This is a genomic window from Sporosarcina sp. Y352, from assembly GCF_056786535.1.
Map to the genome: position 1 here is coordinate 1 of NZ_JBXCJE010000023.1, position 22,128 is coordinate 22,128.

Sequence of the window (22,128 nt, forward strand, 5' to 3'; positions counted from 1 at the left end):
CGGAAGTTAAGCTCTTCAGCGCCGATGGTAGTTGGGGGTTTCCCCCTGTGAGAGTAGGACGTCGCCGGTCTCAAAGTAAAGTCATTGCCTTCGGGCAGTGGCTTTTTTTTATGTTTATATAGATCTTAACCGAAGGTTATATTGAACTAATTCAATGGAATGCGAGATAGGCGAGGGACAGTAGAGTTCGAGGAAGCGAAGGTAGGAGGATTGAAGCCTATGAGATACGTGAGAACCGGACGACGCCGGTCTCAAAGTAAAGTCACTGCCTTCGGATAATGGTTTTTTTATGTTTATATAAGATCGTCAGTTTATAATCCTAATGAAAGTGAAATAGATCATAGTTAGTTCTGGTAAACAAATTCTATAAACCAGTTGAAATATCGTACTAGACATACTGTACCGTAGACTTAATAAATTGAGTATCTGTTTTACATAACTTCTCAATCCTGAATCCTTGTAATTATGTCTAGTTCAGCTTACTCTTTAAACACAATCCAAAAAGGGGGTATGAATCTATGGATTCAGTCTATAACTTTTCAGTGAAAAAAACGAATGGTGAAATTCAAGCGTTGGAAGACTTTAGAGGAAAACCTTTAATTATTGTAAACACAGCGAGCAAATGTGGGTTTGCCAATCAGTTCAAAGAGTTACAAGAGATATATGAGGAAAACAAAGACCAAGGTCTCGTCATACTTGGCTTTCCATCGGATAACTTCAATGATCAAGAATTCGATGATATCGAGAAGACGATGGAGTTTTGTGAAATCAACTTTGGGGTAAACTTTCCAATGTTTGCTAAGATAGATGTGAAGGGTGAACATGCTGAACCACTATTTACATTTTTGACTTCTCAAAAAAAGGGATTGTTATCAGAGGGTATCAAGTGGAATTTTACGAAGTTTCTTATTGACAGTGAGGGGAATGTAGTGGAAAGGTTTGCACCGCAAACTTCACCGCTAAAAATGAAGAAGTCCATTGCAAAAATTATTTAGCGAATAATAGCAATACTTTTACTTATCACCACTACCTTGACAGTCATTGCGACCGCTGATAACATTTTAATAATATTCAATTGAAACTAATAGGAGGTTTGTTGGTATGTGGGAAACAAAATTTGCACGTGAAGGGCTGACATTCGACGATGTGTTGCTAATACCGGGACCTTCAGACGTATTGCCCAAAGATGTATCACTTTCCGTTAGTCTAACCGATAAAGTAAAGTTAAATATTCCAGTTATCAGTGCGGGAATGGATACAGTAACGGAGTCTAAGATGGCAATTTCCATGGCCCGTCAAGGCGGACTTGGCATCATTCATAAAAACATGAGCATTGAAGAACAGGCTGAACAGGTAGTCACGGTAAAACGATCTGAAAATGGTGTAATTACAAATCCATTTTTCCTGTCACCTGAACACCAGGTTTTCGACGCTGAACATCTCATGAGCAAATATCGTATTTCTGGGGTTCCGATTGTAAACAATACCGAAGAATTAAAGCTTGTCGGCATACTGACAAACCGCGATCTACGTTTTATCCAAGACTACTCACTTGTCATTGATGATGTAATGACGAAAGAGAATCTTGTGACGGCTCCTGTAGGTACTACATTGGAAGATGCTGAAAAGATATTGCAAAAATACAAAATTGAAAAGCTTCCGATTGTTGATGAAAATGGTATCCTCAAAGGTTTGATTACGATTAAGGATATTGAAAAAGTAATTGAATTCCCAAATGCAGCGAAAGACAAGCAGGGTAGGCTTCTGGTAGGTGCTGCAGTTGGCGTTACGACTGACACAATGCAACGTGTTGAAAAACTTGTGAATGCTGAAGTTGACGTAATCGTTATTGATACAGCACACGGACATTCGAAAGGTGTTCTGGATGTAGTTGCTCAGATTAGGTTAGAGTTCCCGGAACTTGATATTATCGCTGGAAACGTTGCAACAGTGGAAGCTACACGCGCGCTCTATGAAGCAGGCGCTGATGTTGTAAAAGTAGGTATTGGCCCAGGGTCGATTTGTACGACACGTGTTGTTGCCGGTGTCGGAGTTCCACAAATCACAGCCATCTATGAATGTGCTTCAGAAGCACGGAGGCAAGGAAAGACGATTATTGCTGATGGCGGGATTAAGTATTCAGGCGATATCGTTAAAGCACTAGCAGCAGGAGGACATGCTGTTATGCTTGGAAGTCTTCTTGCCGGTACGACAGAAAGTCCGGGAGACACTGAAATATTCCAAGGACGCCGTTTTAAAGTGTACCGTGGAATGGGTTCGATCGCCGCGATGGAAAAGGGATCAAAAGACCGATACTTCCAAGATGATGCGAAAAAACTTGTACCGGAAGGAATCGAAGGACGTATGCCTTATAAGGGTTCGCTTTCAGATACAATTCATCAGTTAGTTGGTGGAATTCGTGCAGGCATGGGTTATTGCGGTACAAAAGATTTGCGTGATTTGCGTGAAAAAGCACAGTTTATCCGTATGACGGGTGCAGGCTTACGTGAAAGCCATCCACACCAAGTACAAATAACAAAAGAAGCTCCAAACTATTCACTTTGAGTTTTGAGTACAAATGAAGGAACTTCAGCACCTCTCCTGCGTCTACATATGAGCGGAAAGGTGCTTTTTCGGTTTAGTTCCCATGGAGTAGCATAAATATGATAAAATGGTTTTGGGGAAATAGCAACGACGGAGGTATTACGGTGAAACGAAAAATGAGACAATTGGTGGCATTCATGTTAATGCCGCTACTGCTACTAACGACACTCGGTACAGCTCCAGCTCAGGCAGAATCAGCACTTGGCATTTATGTCGACGGCGCAATTCTAATTGATGCGGAAAGTGGTAAAATACTTTATGAAGAAAATGCAGATACGCCACTTGGTATTGCAAGTATGACAAAGATGATGACTGAGTATATTCTTTTTGAAGCAATCAAGGAAGGTACAATAAGTTGGGATCAGGAATACAAAGTGAACGATTATACATATGCCGTTTCACAGGACCTCCGTCTCAGTAATGTACCGTTGCGGAGAGACGGTACATATACAATTCGAGAGCTGTATGAAGCGTTAGCGATTTATTCCGCGAATGCAGCAACAATTGCAATTGCTGAAACGATTGCGGGAACAGAAACTGAATTTCTGAAGCTGATGAATGCAAAAGCTGAAGAAATGGGTTTGAAAGATTATAAATTTGTCAATTCGACAGGCTTAAATAATAAAGACCTTCAAGGGATGCATCCGCAAGGGACGGGCAAAGAGGATGAAAACGTTATGCCCGCAAAGTCGGTTGCAAAGCTTGCCTATCAACTGCTAAAAGACTACCCAAAAGTGTTGGAGACGACGAAAATCAATTCGAAAGTATTCCGTGAAGGTACGTCCGATGCAACTAAAATGGACAACTGGAACTTCATGCTTCCAGGGTTTGTCTATGAATATGAAGGCGTCGATGGTTTGAAGACAGGTACGACCGACTTTGCAGGTCACAATTTCACTGGTACGGCAACACGTGACGGTAAACGAGTGATTGCAGTTGTTATGAAAGCGGTGGATGCAAAGGGAGAAGGTTCGTACAAAGCAAGATTCGATGCGACGCGTGCGCTGTTCGATTACGGTTTTGGCCAATTCTCTGAAGTGGAATTTGTTCCTGCAGGCTATCAATTCAAAGATGCAAAAACACTTGACGTCATCAAAGGGAAAGAAAAGACCGTTGCCATCGAGGTAAAGGAACCCATCAGCATGATGGTGAAAACAAGTGAAAAAGATTTGTTTGTACCTGAATTGGTAATCGATGAGTCCAAAATGAAGGACGGTGCACTCCAAGCACCAATCAAAAAAGGAACAGTTGTCGGTCATGTGAATCTCGTGAAAACAGAAGGCACTGATTACGGTTTCATAGATTCTGAAAATCCAGCAGCTGAAGTTGTAACGAAAGAAGCTGTTGAGAAGGCCGGCTGGTTCTCGCTTACAATGAGTGCGATTGGCGATTTCTTTGTAAGTATATGGGATGGTGCAATCGGATTTATAAAAGGTTTATTTAAATAAAAGATTAGGCGGGGAATCCTTAATTGGATTCCTCGCCTTTTTTAATGGACCATGCACGCATGAGGTTTTCGATTCCTAGTTTGATGGCATCCGTTGAAAGACCACCGAATCCGAGGAGAAAGGATGGCTCACCTGCCACTGGTGCTGTCCTGTAGTCATTTAAACCATACACCCGGATCCTATTTTCTAGGGCTATTTCTGATAAAGCCTTTTCATCTTTGGACATATGAACGGTAAGGATGATATGCATGCCTGCTTCATCGCCTGAAAATGAAACGTAAGGAGCGTAGGGAAGGAGCGCTTCCGTTAATCCTGAAAGTTTACGTCTGTATATTTTGCGCATCCGGTTCAGATGGCGTGAAAAGTGTCCACCAGCCATGAAACGGGCGAGGATATGCTGATCAAGCCGCGGTACTGTAGCCGAGTAGTGGATAAATGCTTTTTCATATCGATTGAGTAACAGTGGGGGTAGCACCATATATGCTATCCGCAGAGATGGCATCAGTGATTTTGAAAACGTGCTCAAATAGATGACGTTGCCGCCTTTATCCATACCTTGCAAAGAAGGGATTGGTCGTCCCGTATATCGGAACTCACTGTCATAATCATCTTCAATAATAAAATGGTTGTCATCCGATGAAGCCCAGTTCAGCAAGGCTGTCCTACGTGCCGCTGAGAGGATAATACCTGTAGGGAATTGATGTGAGGGAGTGACATATGCTATGGACGCTCCTGAGTCCTGTAGGGACCCTACATCCATCCCTTCTTCATCGACTGCAATTGGAATTGCTTCTCGGTAGTTGTGGAAAAAAACATGGTGAGTCAACGGATAGCCGGGATCTTCAATTGCGTACGTCGCTTCTGTCCCAAGGATCCGAATAACAAGCGGCATGAGCTGTTCTGTCCCGGATCCGATGATGATTTGCGCTGCAGTGCAGTCAACACCGCGCGAATGATACAAATAGCGTGCAATCTCTTGTCGAAGCTCCAAATCTCCGTGAGGGTGCCCAAGAAGAAGGAGATCACTGGACGATTCATCGATAACATCTTTTGCGTACTTCCTCCACTGTGAAAAAGGGAATGACCCCGTGTCGATTTTACCCGGAGAGAAGTCAAAAGTTACATCTTCAATCTTCTTGGCAAGTGCTTCCTCTGAAGGTTCAACCGGTTGGACGTAAGCAAGCTCTTCAATTTCCTGTACATAAAAGCCTTTTCGAGGTTTTGATGAAATAAACCCTTCCGCTGCGAGCTGTGCATAGGCAAGTTCAATCGTTGTCTGACTTACAGATAGAAAATCACCAAGCTTACGTTTGGAAGGAAGTTTCATACCGACCGGTAATTTACCATCTGTTATGTCCTGTCGAATCTGATTATAAATTTGCTCATATAACGGGGTTTCCATACTTTTCTCTAATTTGATTAATAACATTTCCACAACAATCACTCCAACTGACCCCTCTAATTTGTTTGAGACTGGGGGTTTCAATAAGGTCATATTACATTATACTGAACAATAAGAAAAGAAGTTGCGCCTGTTAAGAGGCGACAATAAAAAAAGGGGAAATGAACATGAACTTTAAATATGGCGGCGTCATAATGGATGTCATTAATGCAGAGCAGGCAAAAATAGCAGAGGCGGCGGGTGCAATCGCAGTAATGGCACTTGAACGTGTCCCTTCCGATATTAGAAAAGCGGGCGGTGTTGCGCGCATGGCGGATCCACGCATCATCACGGACGTACAAGGCGCTGTTTCGATTCCAGTCATGGCGAAGGCGCGTATCGGACATATTTCAGAAGCACGTGTTCTTGAAGCATTGGGTGTTGATTACATTGACGAAAGTGAAGTACTTACGCCAGCCGATGAAGAATTCCACTTGTTGAAGAATGCTTACAACGTACCATTCGTCTGCGGAGCACGTGATTTAGGAGAAGCAGCACGGCGACTTGGAGAAGGCGCTAAAATGCTTCGTACGAAAGGCGAACCGGGAACAGGAAATATCGTTGAGGCAGTACGTCACCTTCGTATGGTCCATGCACAAGTGACGAGACTCGTTCATATGAACGAAGATGAAGTTATGACGGAAGCTCGCAATCTTGGTGCACCATATGAAATTCTACTTGCGATTAAAAAGCACGGACGTCTTCCCGTGATAAACTATGCTGCTGGTGGTGTGGCGACACCAGCGGATGCTGCACTCATGATGGAGCTTGGCGCAGACGGCGTATTCGTAGGTTCGGGTATCTTTAAGTCAGAGAACCCTGAGAAATTTGCACGTGCCATTGTAAAAGCAACTGAAAACTTTAAAGACTACAAACTGATTGGTGAACTATCCAAAGACATCGGCGAACCGATGAAAGGTTTGGAAATTGGTACGCTTCAAGCAGAAGAGCGTATGTCTGAGCGCGGTTGGTAATAAATAAAACTGTATTATAAATTGAAGAGGATAATATGTTCAGTATACGAGCATATTATCCTCTTCTTTTTTTATTTTTAAGAGCCTTTTTGCGACCGAATTTTATTACTTGCGTCTAAGTATATAAGTTGAGTTAAAGAATTTCTTAGAATAAGTTTTTCCACATATCTAGTAGGAAGAGGGGAGATGGAAATCCGTGAATATCCAAGAAACTGTAGCATTATGGTATGACGATTATGGTGAAGCTATATTTACATACATCTTGATGATGGTGAAAGACTATCAGCACGCGGAAGATTTAACACAGGAAACATTTATGAAAGCTTATCGAAAGCATTCAACTTTTTTACATCAATCGAGTGTGAAAACATGGTTATTTAGCATTGCTCAAAATACCACGAAAGATTACTTGCGTAAAAAGAATCCGTTGCGACACTATTTGGATCTATCATTGAATGATCGTGATTTAGCACCTTTACCGCATGAATTGATGGAAATGGACGAACAGGAAGTAGTCTTGACTCATGCCTTACAAAAATTGAAACCGTCTTACAGGCAAGTGATCGTTCTGCGTAAGCTAAAAGAGTTTTCGACGAAAGAAACGGCTGAAATTTTGGGTTGGTCAAATAGTAAAGTGAAAAGCACATTACAACGAGGTTTACAGGAATTAAAATCCAAGCTGATAGAAGGGGGATATGACTATGAAGCACTCATTCGATGATGAGCTAAATAACTCTTTTGATAAACTAAATCAAAACCTTCGTATGAAGCCAGAGTATCAAGAACAACTGCGAAAGCGTATTTTGCTCGAGAGTAAAATGGCTATAAAGAAAAAACCATCCAAAAAAAAGATTTTGCTTTCAGTGGCCGTCGCTCTTCTATTATTATTGGCAAGTTCACCATTGTATTCCTCAACAATGGCCTCTTTGGCAGCGAAAATCTTACCCCTTCAAATCCCGGTGGGCGACACTTCAGCTGTCGATTCGCTCCATTCAAAGATTATGGAGATTCTTGAACGATCGGGGTATGAGGCATCATCCGTTGGTTCAAGGCCAAATCCTTATACAATTGAAATCGTATTGATGAAAGGTGAAGACAGTCTGGTAACAATGAAGAAAGTGCTGGTACCTCAACTTGAGCAGGTTTTATATGACCTAGGCATCGATCAATATCAATTAAACATTACTCAAATTAAAGGTAGTGAAGAGTTACCGGAAAAACATCATAAAATGAGTCAGCTAATGGACAATGTAGGTGCTGTTATTCGCGATGCATTCGTAACTTACGGTTACCCCGAATTGGCTGAACAAGTTACATACGGCACTACAGAAGAATTTTCTTCATACACAATTGAAATCGATATGCCAGATCATGTGAAGGAAGCGGAGGCAATCCAAAACTTCGTTATCGAGGAAATTGATGAAGATGAATTAGACATTAAGGATGTTAAATTACGTTATTACAATGCAGCACATCGTAGCCAAGATAATCGCTGGTCATATATTGCAAGCAATATTCATGCAGCATTAGCCGGCAAGTCCATTTACAATGTGACGGGAATCAGCTATAAGGTAAAAGACGGCATGACAGATATTTGGATTAAAACAGCATTACCAGAAAATTCAGACGAACAAATTATTTTAGAAATTGAGGCAGCCCTTCAGACGTATTTAGCATCAAAAGAAATTAAGGATACGCTTAAAAGCGACAACTACACGATTCAATTAGTGAATAAAGAGAAAATCATCTTATTACAGGTTACAAATGTATCTAGAGAGTAGTTGAGATAGGGTCGTTGTAATAGCCACCTTCGTTAAAAGAGGATGGTCTCGTTATACTTGAAAGGAATGATTAGAATGGAACGCTTAAAAGTTTTTGATGAAAACTATATCTACTTGAGAGATGAAATTAGAGATAATGTTCATCGCGATGGTTTATGGCATGAAACGTTCCATTGCTGGCTACTGGACGAAAAGTTTGTTTATATTCAAAAAAGGAGTAACGTGAAAAAGGATTTTCCTGGTTTGTTTGACATTACTGCCGCGGGGCATATCCTTTCAACTGAAACAGTGGCAGACGGTGTCCGGGAAGTGGAAGAGGAACTGGGCATTGATGTTGAGTTATCGAAGCTGCATTCAAAAGGCGTCGTTCAAGATCGCATCGAACTGTCAAACTTTATTGATCATGAGTTTACGAACATCTTTCTGTATAAATCCACCTTGAGGGCAAGCGATTTTTCTTTGCAATTGGAAGAAGTTGAAAGTATCCATGTCGTGGAGAGGCGAGCCTTGATTCAACTATTTTTGTCAGAAGTCACGGCAGTGAACTGCAGTAATATCCATGACGGGACGTCGGTAGTAATCAGTCTGAATGATTTTGTCCCCCATGAAACCAGCTATTTTGAGCAAGTTGCATTATTCCTTGTGTGATTAAAGAAGACAGTGAATACATCCTAATCTGAATGACTTGCCAAAAAATCAGCCATGTAGTAAAGTTGTTATAATTTCAAACACGAGACGATGATGGGAATTAATAACAAGAATGTTCTTTTGCAGAGAGCCGGCGGTTGGTGCAAGCCGGTATAGACACTTGTGAATCCGTCCCTGAGTAGCTGGGCTGAACCATTTAGTAGGCCTGAGCCGGCAATTGAGCCGTTATTTCAATGGAGTGGATTGGACTTTTGTCCAGTCAATTTGGGTGGTAACGCGGGTAGTTCTCGTCCCTTTTATAGGGATTCGAGGGCTTTTTTTTGTTGTCTGGCTCCAAGACTCCAGGTGAACACGCTGTTTTCGTCACCTACCTACCATCCTCGTCTGAAAAAAAAAGGAGGAAATAGCCATGTTAGATATTAAAAAAGTACGAGCAAATTTCGACGAAGTGAAAGAGAAGCTATCTAAACGCGGGGAAGATATTTCCCAACTTGATAAATTTCAAGATCTCGATGAAAAACGTAGAAAACTGATTGCAAACGTTGAAACTTTGAAAGCAGAGCGCAATGAAGTATCTAAAAAGGTAGCTGAAATGAAGCGCAATAAAGAAAATGCAGATGATGTTATTAAGCGGACGCGTGAAGTCGGGGATGAAATCAAAAAACTCGATGAAGAACTACATGTGGTGGAAGAAGAATTGGATTACATCATGATGCGTATTCCTAATATCCCGCATGACAGCGTACCTGTCGGCGATAGCGAAGACGATAACGTAGAAGTGCGTACGTGGGGTGAAAAACCTGACTTCAAATTCGAGCCGAAGCCCCACTGGGAACTAGGAACGGATTTAAATCTTCTCGACTTTGAACGTGCTGCAAAAGTAACGGGAAGCCGTTTCGTTTTCTATCGTGGGTTGGGAGCGCGTCTAGAGCGCGCATTGATTAACTTCATGCTTGACCTCCATATCGAAGAACATGGTTATGAAGAAATGCTACCTCCTTATTTGGTAAACCGTACAAGCTTAACGGGTACTGGACAGCTACCCAAATTTGAAGAAGACGCGTTTTTGGTCAATGAAGAGGATTACTTCCTCATTCCCACTTCTGAAGTACCTGTCACGAACTTCCACCGTGATGAAATTCTAAATGCAGCGCAATTACCAGTCGCATTTGCTGCATACAGCACAAATTTCCGTTCAGAAGCGGGATCAGCTGGTCGGGATACACGCGGTTTAATCCGTCAGCATCAGTTCAACAAGGTCGAGCTTGTTCGTTTTGTGAAACCGGAAGATTCTTATGATGAACTTGAAAAGCTGACGGGGCACGCAGAAAAAGTATTACAATTGTTGAAATTGCCGTATCGTGCCTTGAAAATGTGTACAGCCGATCTAGGGTTTACAGCTGCTAAAAAGTATGACTTAGAAGTATGGATTCCTACACAAAACTTGTACCGTGAAATCTCATCTTGTTCTAACTTTGAAGATTTCCAAGCGCGTCGTGCAAATATTCGTTTCCGCCGCGAAGTGGGTGCGAAACCCGAATATGTTCACACATTGAATGGTAGTGGGCTGGCAATAGGACGGACTGTGGCGGCCATTCTTGAAAACTATCAACAAGAAGACGGTTCTGTCGTTATTCCCGAAGTTCTACGTCCCTATATGGGCGGGAAAGAAGTCATTACCTTGTAAAAAAAAGAAATCGTGCAAGGCGTCATTCGACGTCCTGCACGATTTCTTTTTTCAATCTCTTTTTCCGTTCACGAATCGCCCTGAAAAATGCCGTCAACATCTCCCCACACTCGTCCGCCAGCACGCCTTCAACCACATCACATTCATGATTAAATCGAGGGTCGTTCAATAAGCGATACAACGAGTCAACGCAGCCACCTTTCGAATCACGGGCACCGTAGACAACGCGCGGGATTCGGGACTGCAAAATCGCACCTGCACACATTGGGCATGGCTCGAGTGTCACGTACAACGTTGTATCTTCAAGCCGCCAACTGCCGATTTCGCTACATGCATCCTGAATGGCGGACAACTCCGCGTGCGTGACGGCGTTTTGGGTGGTTTCCCGTAAATTATGTGCCCGTGCAATCACTTTGTCGTCATGAACGATGATTGCGCCGATAGGCACTTCACCAAGCGCTTGTGCTTTCATCGCTTCGTCAATTGCCATCTGCATGTATAGCTGGTCTTTTTTAAAGGTAGTCAAAGTCATCTCTCCTTGCAAACATTGTAGCATTTTATAGGTGAATGTAGGTTGGCTTTCTAAACAGTCGCTTGCGCTTTTCGATTGTCTAGCTACAGCAGCCAGATACTCAGGTCATAAGTCGGCACGGCTGCGCTGCAAAAAGCGCCGCTTCACTGTTCCGTCTTATGCCTGTCGCATCTAAGCGGCCGCTTTCGCATTTCAATTGTTCCACGTGGAATAATTTTGTTGGGCAATTAAGATAATTGTGCAATCTATATTTCATTTCAGTCGTGTGATAAAATGAAGAGCATTACTTAATTACGACGTAAGGAGGACTTCTGATGTCTGTTCCGTTCATAGCGGTCGAAGGCCCGATTGGGGTTGGGAAAACATCACTTTCCAAAGCCATCACTGATACGCAACAATTTCATCAACTAAAAGAAATTGTGGATGAAAATCCATTTTTAAATAAATTTTACGATAACATCGAGGAATGGAGTTTCCAGACTGAAATGTTTTTTCTATGTAATCGATACAAACAGCTCAGTGATACAAATAAAGAACTATTGATTGAACAGAAGCCGGTTGTTGCGGATTATCATATTTTTAAAAACTTAATTTTTGCGAAAAGAACACTAAGTCCTGAAGAGTATGTGAAGTACGAGGAAATTTATATGATTTTGACGAAGGACATGCCTATTCCTAACATCATCGTTTATTTACATGCGAGTCTAGATACACTGATGAAACGGATTTCACTGCGTGGTCGAGATTTTGAGAAAAATATGGATCCTGCCTATTTACAGCAGCTCGCAGAAGATTACGAAGCGTTTATCACATACTTTGAAATAGCGCATCCTGAAATTCCCGTTCTTAGGTTCAATGGGGATCATCTAGATTTCGTTAATAACGAAAAGGATTTACAATTCATACTAGACACTGTTGATGCAACGATACAAAAAGGAGACAAATTGAATGAACTTACGTGAAAAGTACGGCATCCCTCAAAACGCTGTTATAACAATCGCAGGGACAGTCGGCGTTGGAAAATCTACAATGACACAGGCACTTGCAGAAGCGCTCAAATTCAGAACATCATTTGAAAATGTCGATCAGAATCCATATCTCGACCTTTTTTACAATGACTTTGAAAAGTGGAGCTTCCATCTACAAATTTATTTCTTGGCAGAACGTTTTAAAGAGCAGAAACGGATTTTTGAATACGGTGGTGGCTTTATCCAAGACCGTTCAATTTATGAAGATACAGGAATTTTTGCGAAGATGCATATGGAAAAAGGGACGATGAATCCAGTCGATTATGATACGTACACCAATTTGTTTGAAGCGATGGTCATGACGCCTTACTTCCCACACCCTGATTTGCTCATTTACCTGGAAGGGCCATTGGATGGCATTATTGCGCGAGTCAAAGAGCGAGGACGCCAAATGGAACAGCAGACGCCAATTGCATACTGGGAGGAAATGTACGGGCGTTACGAGAATTGGATAAATTCGTTCAACGCTTGTCCCGTGTTGCGCCTTGATATTAATGATTATGACCTTGTTGCTAATCCACTAGAAGTGGAGACAATTATAGAACGAATCGGTCATGCACTTGAGCAGACAGCACTTTTGAAGAAATGAACAATATTGTAACGAAGCAGCCTTTTACATAGGCTGTTTTTTTTTGACTAGACTTCGGGTTTCTTTCGCTTTTATAATCTTACAAGCTCCATTGTTAAAAATATCCATATCAATGTTAAAAAAATAGCGCATCATCTAATATAGATGATGCGCCCGCCATTAAATTGACAATATAGCAGACTTCAGAAAAAATTCAGCATACAGTTCTTTTAATATCTTCGTCTCGTCTGCTTTATGAACGCCAAAGACAAGGCTGACTTCAGAAGAACCTTGGTTGATCATTTGAATACTGGCACCTGTACGTGCGATTGCGGAGGCGGCACGGGCAGCAAGTCCAGTGGAATGTCGCATTCCTTCTCCCACGAGGACGATCATAGAGTAATTGGAATGCATATGTACATGATCTGCTTTCAGTTCCTCCTTCACTCGACGTACAATCCGCTCTTCTTTAGCCGCGTTGAGAAATTTACTACGAATGATGACCGACAAGTTGTCGATACCCGATGGCGTATGTTCAAACGGAATTTCTTCTTCCTCTAGAATTTGCAGTAACTTCCGTCCGAAACCAATCTCTTGGTTCATTAAATACTTATCAACGAAGAGTGTTGAGAATCCACTGTCTGCAGCAATGCCGATGACTGGCTTCGCAAAGTAGTTTCTCTCATTGACAATAAGTGTACCGGGAGCTTCTGGATTATTGGTGTTTTTAATGCATACAGGAACGGAGCGGCTGAATGCGGGCATAAGCGCTTCATCGTGGAAAACAGAGAATCCAGCATAGGCCAATTCCCGCATTTCACGGTAGGTCATTTTTTCGATGCCGACAGGGTTATCTACGACGTTTGGGTTGGCTGCAAAGACTGAATCGACGTCCGTAAAATTTTCATACAGCTCGGCTTGTGTCGCGGCCGCTAATAAGGACCCTGTAATATCCGACCCGCCTCTGTTGAAAGTACGAAGTGTGCCTTCTTTTGTGTAGCCAAAAAAGCCTGGGAAAACAATAATGCCTGGTTTATCTCGTAATTGTACTAGACGATCATCGCCTTCGGGCAGCGCACGTACCCGCTCAGGCCGTTCGTTCACAAGTAGACCGGCCTCTTTTGGACAAACATAGTGTGCATCCAATCCAATATGTGCAAAATAGGCTGCAATCAGCTTCGCATTGTTATCTTCTCCTGATGCTTTCAAGCAATCCATAAATAGGTTAGTGTCATTTTTATCGTTATTTAGACGTTCCCGCAAGTCATTTTCGATGACAGAGATAATTTCCATTGAAAGACCTAGTCCAGTGGCAATCTGTTCGTATCGTTCTACTACTTCTGCCAATTCATTCTGTGTGTCTTCTCCCTTAAGAGCCTTTTCAGCAAGTTGAATAAGTAAGTCTGTTACTTTTTCATCTGTGCTGAAGCGTTTGCCCGGTGCTGAGACAACAATGATTTTCCGGGACGGATCAGCAGAAACGATTTGTGCGACTTTTTTTATTTGGTCGGCAGACGCAACTGACGTTCCACCAAATTTACAGACTTTCATATTCATCAAATCCAATCTATTATATAATGGGTTAATTCTATCAATTTAGTGACTTTATCATAAATGGGTTGTTAATGTCCGAATATTTCACTATAATGTCCTTATGCAAAGAACAATTGTTTTTTCATAGTGTACATACAGTTAGGGGAATCGTCAAATGAAAAATGAAATTAACATTGGACTATTAGGATTCGGAGTTGTAGGGAGCGGAGTGGCTAAAATTTTGCTGGGGCATCAAAAAGACTTGCAACATAAACTCGGCGTAACTGTGAAAATTAAGAAAGTTCTCGTGAAAAACTTATTTAAAGAAAGGGATACGATGCTCTCTTCAGATGTATTTACTTCAGATCTGGATGAAGTAATCGGTGATCCCTCTATTGATATAATAGTTGAAGTGATGGGCGGCACCTTTGAAGCGAAAGAGGCGATTGAACGCTCTCTCCGGGGTGGAAAAGGTGTTGTAACGGCAAACAAAGATGTCATGGCTGAATCGGGACTTGAATTATTGAAGTTGGCTGATGAAAATAAGTGTGACTTATTTTACGAAGCAAGTGTCGGCGGTGGGATTCCGTTAATCCGTACTCTCGAGGACGGGCTAGCATCAGATCGGATACGTGCATTGACGGGTATTGTGAACGGGACTACAAACTTCATATTGACGAAAATGAAGCATGAAAAAATGTCGTATGAAGATGCATTGGCAGAGGCGACGGCACTTGGTTTTGCAGAAGCGGATCCATCAGCGGATGTAGATGGAATTGATGCGGCGCGTAAAATGGTCATTTTGGCGTCGCTGTCATTCTCCACAGATGTCCGGCTGGAAGATGTATTTGTCCGAGGGCTGAAGGAAATCAGAGAAGGCGATTTAGAACTCGCGGAGCAGTTTGGCTATACAGTTAAACTGGCGGGATCAGCCAAAAAGAATGAAGATGGTGTTGAAATAGCGGTTGAACCCGTATTTTTCCCGAATTCTCATCCCTTGGCATCGGTAAACAATGAATTCAATGCGGTATATGTATACGGGGACGCGGTTGGAGAGACGATGTTTTACGGACCTGGCGCAGGGTCTTTGCCGACTGCAACTTCTGTAACAGGAGATATTATCGCAGCGTGCCGAAATTTACTCTTAGGTGTAAATGGCAAAAGGTTGCACGCACCACAGTATGAACGACAAGTGAAAAGCGACAGTGCTAAATTCGCACGTTACTTCCATCGTATTCTTGTGAAAGACGAAATAGGTGTTCTGACCAATTTGACGTCCATATACAGCAAGCATGGTGCGAGTTTAGCGACAGTCGTTCAGCATTCTGACAAAAAAGAAGCGAACGCAAACCTTATCTTCATCACACATCAAATTTCGCGCCAACAACATCTTGATATTGTAAACGAATTGAATGAAACACCTAATGTGATCGGCGTAATGAGCCATTACCGGGTAGAGGGGGAAGAATGATGAAAAGATGGAATGGATTAATCGCAGAGTATAAAGAATGGTTACCGGTGACGGAGAATACGCCTGAGCTGACGTTGCAAGAAGGAAATACTCCTCTCATTCATATGAAGAATTTATCCGAACAATGGGGAATTAACCTTTACGTAAAAACGGAAGGGACGAATCCAACAGGTTCTTTTAAAGATCGCGGTATGGTCATGGCAGTCGCAAAAGCGAAAGAAGAAGGGAAAAAGGTTCTAATTTGTGCATCGACAGGCAATACATCTGCATCGGCGGCGGCATACGGCGCGCGTGCTGGAATGCGGACAATTGTTGTTATTCCAGAAGGCAGAATCGCTCTTGGTAAACTTGCACAGGCAAAAATGTATGGAGCAGAGATTGTAGAAATCGAAGGGAACTTTGATGATGCGCTTAATATGGTCCGTGCGGCAGGTGAGGGAGACGTTGCACTGGTAAACTCGGTTAACCCTTATCGTTTAGAAGGTCAAAAAACCATTGCATTTGAAACGATAGAGCAACTTGGGAAAGTACCGGATATTTTTGCGCTTCCGGTTGGAAATGCAGGTAATATTTCTGCGGCGTGGAAAGGATTTAAAGAATATGCAGATAAGAAAGGAACTGCGAAGCCGGTTCTTCTTGGTGTACAAGCCGATGGGGCCGCACCGATTGTTTATAATCGCGTATTCGAAAATCCTGAAACGGTTGCGACTGCAATTCGAATTGGTAATCCGGCAAGTTGGGAACTGGCCAATACTGCATTATCAGAATCAAATGGAACTGTTCTCGCTGTAACGGATGAGGAAATCTTGGAAGCATACAGCTTAATTGCCTCTTCAGAAGGTGTATTTGCAGAACCTGGTTCATGCGCTTCAATCGCGGGCGTTAAAAAGCAAGTAGAAAATGGCTTGCTGAAGAAAGGCTCAACTGTAGTCGCGATATTGACGGGTAATGGTTTAAAAGATCCGGAGACAGCGATTGAAGTGAATAAAGAAAAACCAATGATGACTCGTGAACAATTTGATGCGTTTCTTAGTGGGTTGAAAGCGGGGAAAGCATAATGGAAGGATCCAGTTTTTCCGTCGTAGTTCCCTCATCGACGGCAAACCTTGGTCCTGGCTTTGACAGTATCGGGCTTGCACTAGATCTTTATATGACTATTGATGTAACGCCTGCAGAGGCTTGGAAAGTTATCTATGAAGATGACGGTTTTGAGGGTTTGCCGACCGGAGAAGATAATTTGATTGTCAAGACTGTTACAGATATTGCTGAGCGCAATAGACACAAGGCACCCGCTTCTTTGCTAATCGTTCGTTCGGACATTCCGCTTGGCAAAGGACTTGGAAGCAGTGCAACGGCAATTGCGGCAGGCATTGAAATTGCAAATCAACTACTGAAGTTGAATCTTACATCCAAGGAAAAGGTATTGCTGGGAAGTGAGTATGAAGGGCATGCGGATAATATTTCGGCTGCACTTCTAGGAGGAGTGACGATTTCCTACTTTGATGGTGTAGAAATAGACACTATTCATATTCGTGAACCGCAAATGGGGGCTGTAATTCTTGTACCGCCTGAAGCTCTACTAACGGAAGCCTCCAGGGGGCTATTGCCAAAAGAGTTATCATATTCGGAAGCGGTGCTCGGCAGTGCAGCTGGAAATGTGCTTTCCGCGGCAATTGTACATGGAGATTGGAAGACTGTAGGACGCATGATGGAAAAGGACATCTTCCACGAGCCATATCGGAAGGAGTTGTTCCCTGAGTTTGAACGAATTCGTGAAAGCTGCCGGGAGTATGGTGCGTATGGCATGACAATCAGTGGTGCGGGTCCCTCGTTATTTGTAATGGTGGAACAAGGTCGAGAGCATGAACTAGCTAAACAATTGGCGAGCGATTTTTCTTACTATAACTGTATTGCTGTCAGACCATCTGTTACAGGTGCTGTGATTAATTGAATAGATATCAAAAAAGAAGCGGGCCCGTTTAAGGGCTTCGCTTCTTGAGGTTTAACTGATAAAATTGGCAAAATAAAAATTCGTTATCTGCTAACGAATTAGACTTCAAGCATATATAGTTTGTTGAAAAAATGGAGGAGGTAGAGGGATTCGAACCCCCGCGGGATTTGACTCCCCTGTCGGTTTTCAAGACCGATCCCTTCAGCCGAGCTTGGGTATACCTCCGTATCAACAATTCATAATTTATCACGTATGAATTAGAGTGTCAACAGTTTTCGACGAAATAGAACAAATTTGTTTTTGGATTGATTTTTTTGCTTATGGGATGTATACTTAGTAATGCCGTGCTAGGTGGGGAGATAGCGGTGTCCTGTAACTTGCAATCCGCTCTAGCAAGACTGAATCCCTTCCCGAGGCTGTCCGTATTGTAGGGTCTGCCTCTTGCACGCAGTGTTGACGTTTGGGTCCCGCGCAATGGGAACCTATGAACCATGTCAGGTCCGGAAGGAAGCAGCATTAAGTAGAATTTCTCATGTGCCGCGGGGTCGCCTAGACCGAGCTGGCGACAGGAGTAACGCTTATGTGCGGCTGTCGAAGGAAGGTGCACGGCTTTAAATTTATAATCCAACTCGTCCATTTCTATGGGCGAGTTTTTTGTTGCGTATAAAGCTAAAAAGCTCTCGTATTATGGATTACTATTTCTGTGGAAAGACATAGTTCAATCCCTCCTCGTTAGTCTGCAATGGAGTGTATTGAGTAAGCTCAATACACAGTTTGGGTGCAATCATACCGAGGTGTGATTGAATAAGAGATTCACGTATGTATTTGTGCTATACTAGATACACTAGCGCATTGCGTCAAAAGGAGAGGAAACTGTTGGTGTATCAAGCTTTTTACCGTGTATATCGGCCTCAATCTTTTGCTGAGATGTCCGGACAGCAACATGTGAAACAGACACTCCAGAATGCCCTCCTTCATAATAAAACGACACATGCATATCTTTTCTCAGGTCCGCGGGGTACAGGGAAGACCAGTGCGGCGAAAATTTTTGCAAAAGCATTAAATTGTGAAAATGGACCGGCGAAAGAACCGTGCAACGAATGCTCGACATGTCTCAGTATTACAGAAGGATCTAATACAGATGTCATCGAATTTGATGCGGCGTCGAACTCGCGTGTTGAAGAAATGCGGGACATTATTGAAAAAGTACGATTTGCCCCATCGAATGCCCGTTTTAAAGTGTATATTATCGATGAAGTGCATATGTTATCAAATTCAGCATTTAATGCCCTATTGAAAACTTTAGAAGAGCCACCGTCTCATGTTGTATTCATCTTAGCGACTACAGAACCGCATAAATTACCTCTGACTATTATTTCGCGATGTCAACGCTTTGATTTTAAACCGATAACCCCTAATGATATTGTGGACCGTATGAAAACGGTTCTTGCAGATGCAGAAATCGAGTCCGATGAAGGTGCTTTGAAAGTAATTGCGCAGGCGGCTTCGGGTGGAATGCGGGATGCGCTCAGTATGCTCGACCAAGTAGTGTCCTTCAGCGGAGAAAGAATAACTGCTGATGATGCACTACTTGTAACGGGTTCGATTGGTGAAGATATTTTTCATCAGCTAGCAGATGCATTACATAGCAAAGATGCTGGAGCGGTCCTATCATTGCTAGATCGACTTATTGCCGAAGGTAAAGATGTTTCTAGGCTTGCGGAAGATCTAATCACTTTTTTTCGAGACCTTCTACTTCTTAGAACAGCACCGGATTTAAAGGATTTACTTGAGCTTATACCTGGCGATGATCGTTTTGTAGAAATGGCGAAACGATTTGAGTTGGATACGCTATATTTATTTATTGACATACTGGCGAAAACACAGCAAGAAATGCGCTTTTCCAACCATGCCAAAGTTTATATTGAGTCGGCATTTTTGAAAATGATCCATCTTGAAATTCCACTAAGTAAGGGGAGCGGTAGCCAAGTAGTCGATTCCGCGCTTACAGAGAAAGTGGCAGATCTTGAACGGACAATTATGGGGCTGCAGCAACAGATGTCAAGCGGCGGTATGAATACGCAACCAGTCGCTCAACAAGCACAACCGCGTAAAAACGCATCGAAATCTTCGCAAGGCTTTAAAGTTCCAACAGGTAAAATCCATGAGGTTTTAAAAGCTGCAACCAAAGAGGACATTAAAACAATTCGGGAAGAATGGGCTGGCATGATGCAAACGATGCAACGATCACATGCTGCACTTCTCGAAGAAACAGAACCGGTTGCGGCATCTGAGAATGCTTTTGTGTTAAAATTCAAATATGAAATCCATTGCCTTATGGCGTCAGAAAATCCTTCACTTCGATCTGGTCTATCAGACGCTTTGCGATCGCGTACTGGGAAAGCGTATGAAGTCGTTTATGTTCCTGAAGATGGTTGGTTGAGTGTGAGGGGAGACTTCATACGAAAAAACGGGCTTGCGAAACAGACAGAATCGGAAAACACTGATGAGGATTCGACAGCAGAAGAAATGCTTTCTTTTGTGAAGGAAGCCGAACAGGAAAATGCCGATCCGATTGTAACTGAAGCGGAAAAGATTTTCGGTAAAGATTTCATAGAAGTGCATGATGATTAAAAATAGAGGAGGAAACACACATGAAGGGTATGGGAAATATGCAAGGCATGATGAAGCAAATGCAGAAAATGCAAAAACAAATGGCTACAGCGCAGGAAGAACTGAATGAAAAGCGTCTTGAAGGGGCAGCGGGTGGAGGTATGGTGAAAGTCATCGTATCTGGAGATAAGCGAGTTGTTGATGTAATTGTTGATCCGACTGTCGTCGATCCGGAAGATGTGGAAATGCTACAAGACTTAATTGTCATTGCCACTAATGATGCTATGACTAAAGCGGAAGAACTAACGAACTCTACGATGGGGCAATTCACAAAAGGATTGAACCTGCCTGGGATGTTCTAGGAGGTACACGAATGCATTACCCTGAACCAATCTCAAAACTAATGGATAGTTTTATGAAATTGCCAGGTATCGGCCCGAAAACAGCGGGTCGACTGGCGTTTTTTGTCTTAAGTATGAAGGAAGATACAGTGCTTGATTTTGCAAAAGCCCTTGTTGACGCTAAAAGAAACCTTCGCTTTTGCTCAGTCTGTGGACATATTACTGACATCGATCCATGTCACATTTGTCAGGATACAACACGTGATGGTTCATTAATCTGTGTTGTTCAAGATCCGAAAGATGTTATTGCCCTGGAGAAAATGAGAGATTTCAAAGGGTTGTATCATGTTCTTCATGGTGCTATCTCTCCAATGGATGGAGTTGGTCCTGAAGATATCAATGTTCCGTCACTACTGGTTCGTTTGCAAAATGAAGAGGTTGAAGAGTTAATTTTGGCAACGAACCCTACAATAGAAGGAGAAGCAACCGCGATGTATATTTCGAGGCTTGTGAAACCTTCTGGAATTAAAACAACAAGGATTGCACATGGACTACCTGTCGGCGGTGACCTTGAATACGCAGATGAAGTTACATTATCGAAGGCGCTAGAAGGCCGTCGGGAATTATAGGGGGTCCTCTATAGTGTTTGGGCGAAAAAGTAAGTTAAAAAAAGAGTTTGATGAACGCCTACATTCATTGATGGTTGAAACAAAAGTTGAGTGGGAACAGGCGAGAGACGTTGAAAAGTATCTCAATGAATATGATCAAGAAATTATCACCAGAAGGAAAATAGCGGAAATTAAGCACTTTTACTTATATAAAGAAGCGAAAGCAAGACGGCTAGGAAGTAATTGATATATTTTCACGGGACCGCATACAATGGACCATTCTTATAAAAGAGGTGTATCCCGTGAAGGTTATCAGTATTATCGTTGTTGGGTTGGTTCTTCTTCTATTAGTACTCGTAGACAAAAAGCACATTCACAAAGCGTTAGAACGGTTGTCTGTGTTTTGGTTCCGATTGGCACTTGCGTTCCTAGTTCTTTTTGCAATGAATGTAGCTGGAGGGTTTATCGGTGTCTATGTACCAGTCAATATTACTTCTGGGTTATTACTAGCTGTTTTAGGGATACCGGGAATTGCCGCGCTATGCACTTTTGCAGTACTTTTATAAAAATGTTTTATAAAGTGTTGACTTATCTGTTGAGACGTAGTAATCTTATGTATGTCGCCAGTGAGGCAGACGAAACAATAAGGAATGAAACATAATTCCTAACCAAATGAACCTTGAAAACTGAACAGCAAAACATCAATGAGATATCGCGAGAGTGTGAACGCACTTGAGCAAAACGTTTCGAAGTAATTTGATTTTGGTCGAGTGAAAAGAAACACACACAAGAATCTTCGGATTCTAGTCAGCAAGAAATGAGCTATTCATTTTCTTCTATTATGGAGAGTTTGATCCTGGCTCAGGACGAACGCTGGCGGCATGCCTAATACATGCAAGT

The 22,128-nt window shown here is 42.4% G+C and carries 21 protein-coding genes, 1 tRNA gene, 2 rRNA genes, 1 other RNA gene and 1 other annotated feature; of the genes, 21 read left to right on the forward strand and 4 right to left on the reverse strand.

The features are described 5' to 3' along the window. From rrf to AC1TO6_RS20495, 4 genes are all read left to right on the forward strand, one after another. Positions 1-70: ribosomal RNA gene (gene rrf, locus AC1TO6_RS20480) — 5S ribosomal RNA — on the forward strand; the annotation flags it as partial. A gap of 448 nt (positions 71-518) precedes the next feature. Continuing rightward, on the forward strand, positions 519-995 hold the full coding sequence (locus AC1TO6_RS20485) for a glutathione peroxidase (RefSeq protein ID WP_482103432.1): 477 nt from the start codon (positions 519-521) through the stop codon (positions 993-995). 106 nt (positions 996-1,101) lie between these two features. Next, on the forward strand, positions 1,102-2,565 hold the full coding sequence (gene guaB / locus AC1TO6_RS20490; RefSeq protein WP_482103433.1) for an IMP dehydrogenase: 1,464 nt from the start codon (positions 1,102-1,104) through the stop codon (positions 2,563-2,565). 98 nt (positions 2,566-2,663) lie between these two features. Then, positions 2,664-4,052, forward strand: coding sequence for a serine hydrolase (locus tag AC1TO6_RS20495; RefSeq protein ID WP_482103434.1), 1,389 nt, complete (start codon positions 2,664-2,666; stop codon positions 4,050-4,052). Positions 4,053-4,071: 19 nt separating this feature from the next. Here AC1TO6_RS20495 and pdxR read toward each other — a convergent pair whose 3' ends face one another. After that, positions 4,072-5,487: a MocR-like pyridoxine biosynthesis transcription factor PdxR gene (gene pdxR, locus AC1TO6_RS20500; protein ID WP_482103451.1), complete on the reverse strand. Its 1,416-nt coding sequence runs from the start codon at positions 5,485-5,487 to the stop codon at positions 4,072-4,074. A gap of 113 nt (positions 5,488-5,600) precedes the next feature. Here pdxR and pdxS point away from each other — a divergent pair, with 113 nt between their 5' ends. From pdxS to serS, 5 genes are all read left to right on the forward strand, one after another. Further along, on the forward strand, positions 5,601-6,467 hold the full coding sequence (pdxS, locus tag AC1TO6_RS20505; protein ID WP_482103452.1) for a pyridoxal 5'-phosphate synthase lyase subunit PdxS: 867 nt from the start codon (positions 5,601-5,603) through the stop codon (positions 6,465-6,467). 196 nt (positions 6,468-6,663) lie between these two features. After that, positions 6,664-7,188 carry an RNA polymerase sigma factor gene (locus tag AC1TO6_RS20510; protein WP_482103435.1) on the forward strand — a complete coding sequence of 175 codons (525 nt, stop codon included), beginning with the start codon at positions 6,664-6,666 and terminating at the stop codon, positions 7,186-7,188. Continuing rightward, the gene (locus AC1TO6_RS20515; RefSeq protein WP_482103436.1) at positions 7,169-8,248 is read left to right on the forward strand and encodes a hypothetical protein; all 1,080 of its coding nucleotides are present in this window, start codon (positions 7,169-7,171) and stop codon (positions 8,246-8,248) included. Before AC1TO6_RS20510 ends, AC1TO6_RS20515 begins: the two co-directional genes overlap by 20 nt. 75 nt (positions 8,249-8,323) lie before the next feature. After that, positions 8,324-8,896: an NUDIX hydrolase gene (locus tag AC1TO6_RS20520; RefSeq protein WP_482103437.1), complete on the forward strand. Its 573-nt coding sequence runs from the start codon at positions 8,324-8,326 to the stop codon at positions 8,894-8,896. Positions 8,897-8,977: 81 nt separating this feature from the next. Continuing rightward, positions 8,978-9,194 (forward strand) — a binding site (T-box leader). A 111-nt stretch (positions 9,195-9,305) separates the two neighbouring features. Continuing rightward, complete coding sequence (serS, locus tag AC1TO6_RS20525; RefSeq protein ID WP_482103438.1) at positions 9,306-10,583, forward strand: serine--tRNA ligase; 1,278 nt, start codon at positions 9,306-9,308, stop codon at positions 10,581-10,583. Positions 10,584-10,605: 22 nt separating this feature from the next. Here serS and tadA read toward each other — a convergent pair whose 3' ends face one another. Next, a complete protein-coding gene (gene tadA / locus AC1TO6_RS20530; RefSeq protein WP_482103439.1) occupies positions 10,606-11,109 on the reverse strand; it encodes a tRNA adenosine(34) deaminase TadA in 504 nt (167 codons plus the stop codon). Between the two features lie 320 nt (positions 11,110-11,429). Here tadA and AC1TO6_RS20535 point away from each other — a divergent pair, with 320 nt between their 5' ends. Further along, positions 11,430-12,077, forward strand: a complete 648-nt coding sequence (locus AC1TO6_RS20535; protein ID WP_482103440.1) for a deoxynucleoside kinase — start codon at positions 11,430-11,432, stop codon at positions 12,075-12,077. Further along, positions 12,064-12,732 carry a deoxynucleoside kinase gene (locus AC1TO6_RS20540; protein ID WP_482103441.1) on the forward strand — a complete coding sequence of 223 codons (669 nt, stop codon included), beginning with the start codon at positions 12,064-12,066 and terminating at the stop codon, positions 12,730-12,732. Before AC1TO6_RS20535 ends, AC1TO6_RS20540 begins: the two co-directional genes overlap by 14 nt. A gap of 159 nt (positions 12,733-12,891) precedes the next feature. Here the strand turns inward: AC1TO6_RS20540 and AC1TO6_RS20545 are convergent, their stop codons facing one another. After that, positions 12,892-14,262 (reverse strand): aspartate kinase, encoded by a 1,371-nt coding sequence (locus tag AC1TO6_RS20545; RefSeq protein WP_482103442.1) that lies wholly within the window; start codon positions 14,260-14,262, stop codon positions 12,892-12,894. A 157-nt stretch (positions 14,263-14,419) separates the two neighbouring features. Here AC1TO6_RS20545 and AC1TO6_RS20550 point away from each other — a divergent pair, with 157 nt between their 5' ends. Genes AC1TO6_RS20550 through thrB form a run of 3 tightly spaced genes read left to right on the forward strand, consistent with a single transcriptional unit; the run spans position 14,420 to position 17,666 of the window. Beyond that, positions 14,420-15,715, forward strand: coding sequence for a homoserine dehydrogenase (locus AC1TO6_RS20550; protein ID WP_482103443.1), 1,296 nt, complete (start codon positions 14,420-14,422; stop codon positions 15,713-15,715). Continuing rightward, a complete protein-coding gene (thrC, locus tag AC1TO6_RS20555) occupies positions 15,715-16,773 on the forward strand; it encodes a threonine synthase (RefSeq protein WP_482103444.1) in 1,059 nt (352 codons plus the stop codon). The genes AC1TO6_RS20550 and thrC overlap by 1 nt, the downstream gene beginning before the upstream one ends. Next, positions 16,773-17,666, forward strand: coding sequence for a homoserine kinase (thrB, locus tag AC1TO6_RS20560; RefSeq protein WP_482103445.1), 894 nt, complete (start codon positions 16,773-16,775; stop codon positions 17,664-17,666). Before thrC ends, thrB begins: the two co-directional genes overlap by 1 nt. A 132-nt stretch (positions 17,667-17,798) precedes the next feature. Here thrB and AC1TO6_RS20565 read toward each other — a convergent pair. Then, positions 17,799-17,891 (reverse strand) — tRNA-Ser (locus AC1TO6_RS20565). 117 nt (positions 17,892-18,008) lie between these two features. On the opposite strand from AC1TO6_RS20565, the gene ffs reads away from it, so the two are divergent. From ffs to AC1TO6_RS20600, 7 genes are all read left to right on the forward strand, one after another. Further along, an RNA gene (gene ffs / locus AC1TO6_RS20570) (signal recognition particle sRNA large type) lies at positions 18,009-18,275 on the forward strand. Between the two features lie 267 nt (positions 18,276-18,542). Further along, a complete protein-coding gene (gene dnaX, locus AC1TO6_RS20575; protein WP_482103446.1) occupies positions 18,543-20,300 on the forward strand; it encodes a DNA polymerase III subunit gamma/tau in 1,758 nt (585 codons plus the stop codon). Between the two features lie 20 nt (positions 20,301-20,320). Then, a complete protein-coding gene (locus AC1TO6_RS20580; RefSeq protein ID WP_482103447.1) occupies positions 20,321-20,641 on the forward strand; it encodes a YbaB/EbfC family nucleoid-associated protein in 321 nt (106 codons plus the stop codon). Between the two features lie 11 nt (positions 20,642-20,652). Next, a complete protein-coding gene (gene recR / locus AC1TO6_RS20585) occupies positions 20,653-21,249 on the forward strand; it encodes a recombination mediator RecR (protein ID WP_482103448.1) in 597 nt (198 codons plus the stop codon). A 13-nt stretch (positions 21,250-21,262) separates the two neighbouring features. Then, a complete protein-coding gene (locus tag AC1TO6_RS20590) occupies positions 21,263-21,475 on the forward strand; it encodes a YaaL family protein (protein WP_482103449.1) in 213 nt (70 codons plus the stop codon). 55 nt (positions 21,476-21,530) lie between these two features. Further along, the gene (locus AC1TO6_RS20595) at positions 21,531-21,794 is read left to right on the forward strand and encodes a pro-sigmaK processing inhibitor BofA family protein (protein WP_482103450.1); all 264 of its coding nucleotides are present in this window, start codon (positions 21,531-21,533) and stop codon (positions 21,792-21,794) included. Between the two features lie 272 nt (positions 21,795-22,066). Beyond that, positions 22,067-22,128: ribosomal RNA gene (locus tag AC1TO6_RS20600) — 16S ribosomal RNA — on the forward strand; the annotation flags it as partial.

Coding starts and splice junctions, on each gene's coding strand:
- AC1TO6_RS20485 (WP_482103432.1), top strand. CDS start 519: ATGGATTCAGTCTATAACTTTTCAGTGAAAAAAACGAATGGTGAAATT.
- guaB (WP_482103433.1), top strand. CDS start 1,102: ATGTGGGAAACAAAATTTGCACGTGAAGGGCTGACATTCGACGATGTG.
- AC1TO6_RS20495 (WP_482103434.1), top strand. CDS start 2,664: ATGATAAAATGGTTTTGGGGAAATAGCAACGACGGAGGTATTACGGTG.
- AC1TO6_RS20515 (WP_482103436.1), top strand. CDS start 7,169: ATGAAGCACTCATTCGATGATGAGCTAAATAACTCTTTTGATAAACTA.
- AC1TO6_RS20520 (WP_482103437.1), top strand. CDS start 8,324: ATGGAACGCTTAAAAGTTTTTGATGAAAACTATATCTACTTGAGAGAT.
- serS (WP_482103438.1), top strand. CDS start 9,306: ATGTTAGATATTAAAAAAGTACGAGCAAATTTCGACGAAGTGAAAGAG.
- AC1TO6_RS20535 (WP_482103440.1), top strand. CDS start 11,430: ATGTCTGTTCCGTTCATAGCGGTCGAAGGCCCGATTGGGGTTGGGAAA.
- AC1TO6_RS20540 (WP_482103441.1), top strand. CDS start 12,064: ATGAACTTACGTGAAAAGTACGGCATCCCTCAAAACGCTGTTATAACA.
- AC1TO6_RS20545 (WP_482103442.1), bottom strand. CDS start 14,262: ATGAAAGTCTGTAAATTTGGTGGAACGTCAGTTGCGTCTGCCGACCAA.
- AC1TO6_RS20550 (WP_482103443.1), top strand. CDS start 14,420: ATGAAAAATGAAATTAACATTGGACTATTAGGATTCGGAGTTGTAGGG.
- thrC (WP_482103444.1), top strand. CDS start 15,715: ATGAAAAGATGGAATGGATTAATCGCAGAGTATAAAGAATGGTTACCG.
- thrB (WP_482103445.1), top strand. CDS start 16,773: ATGGAAGGATCCAGTTTTTCCGTCGTAGTTCCCTCATCGACGGCAAAC.
- AC1TO6_RS20580 (WP_482103447.1), top strand. CDS start 20,321: ATGAAGGGTATGGGAAATATGCAAGGCATGATGAAGCAAATGCAGAAA.
- recR (WP_482103448.1), top strand. CDS start 20,653: ATGCATTACCCTGAACCAATCTCAAAACTAATGGATAGTTTTATGAAA.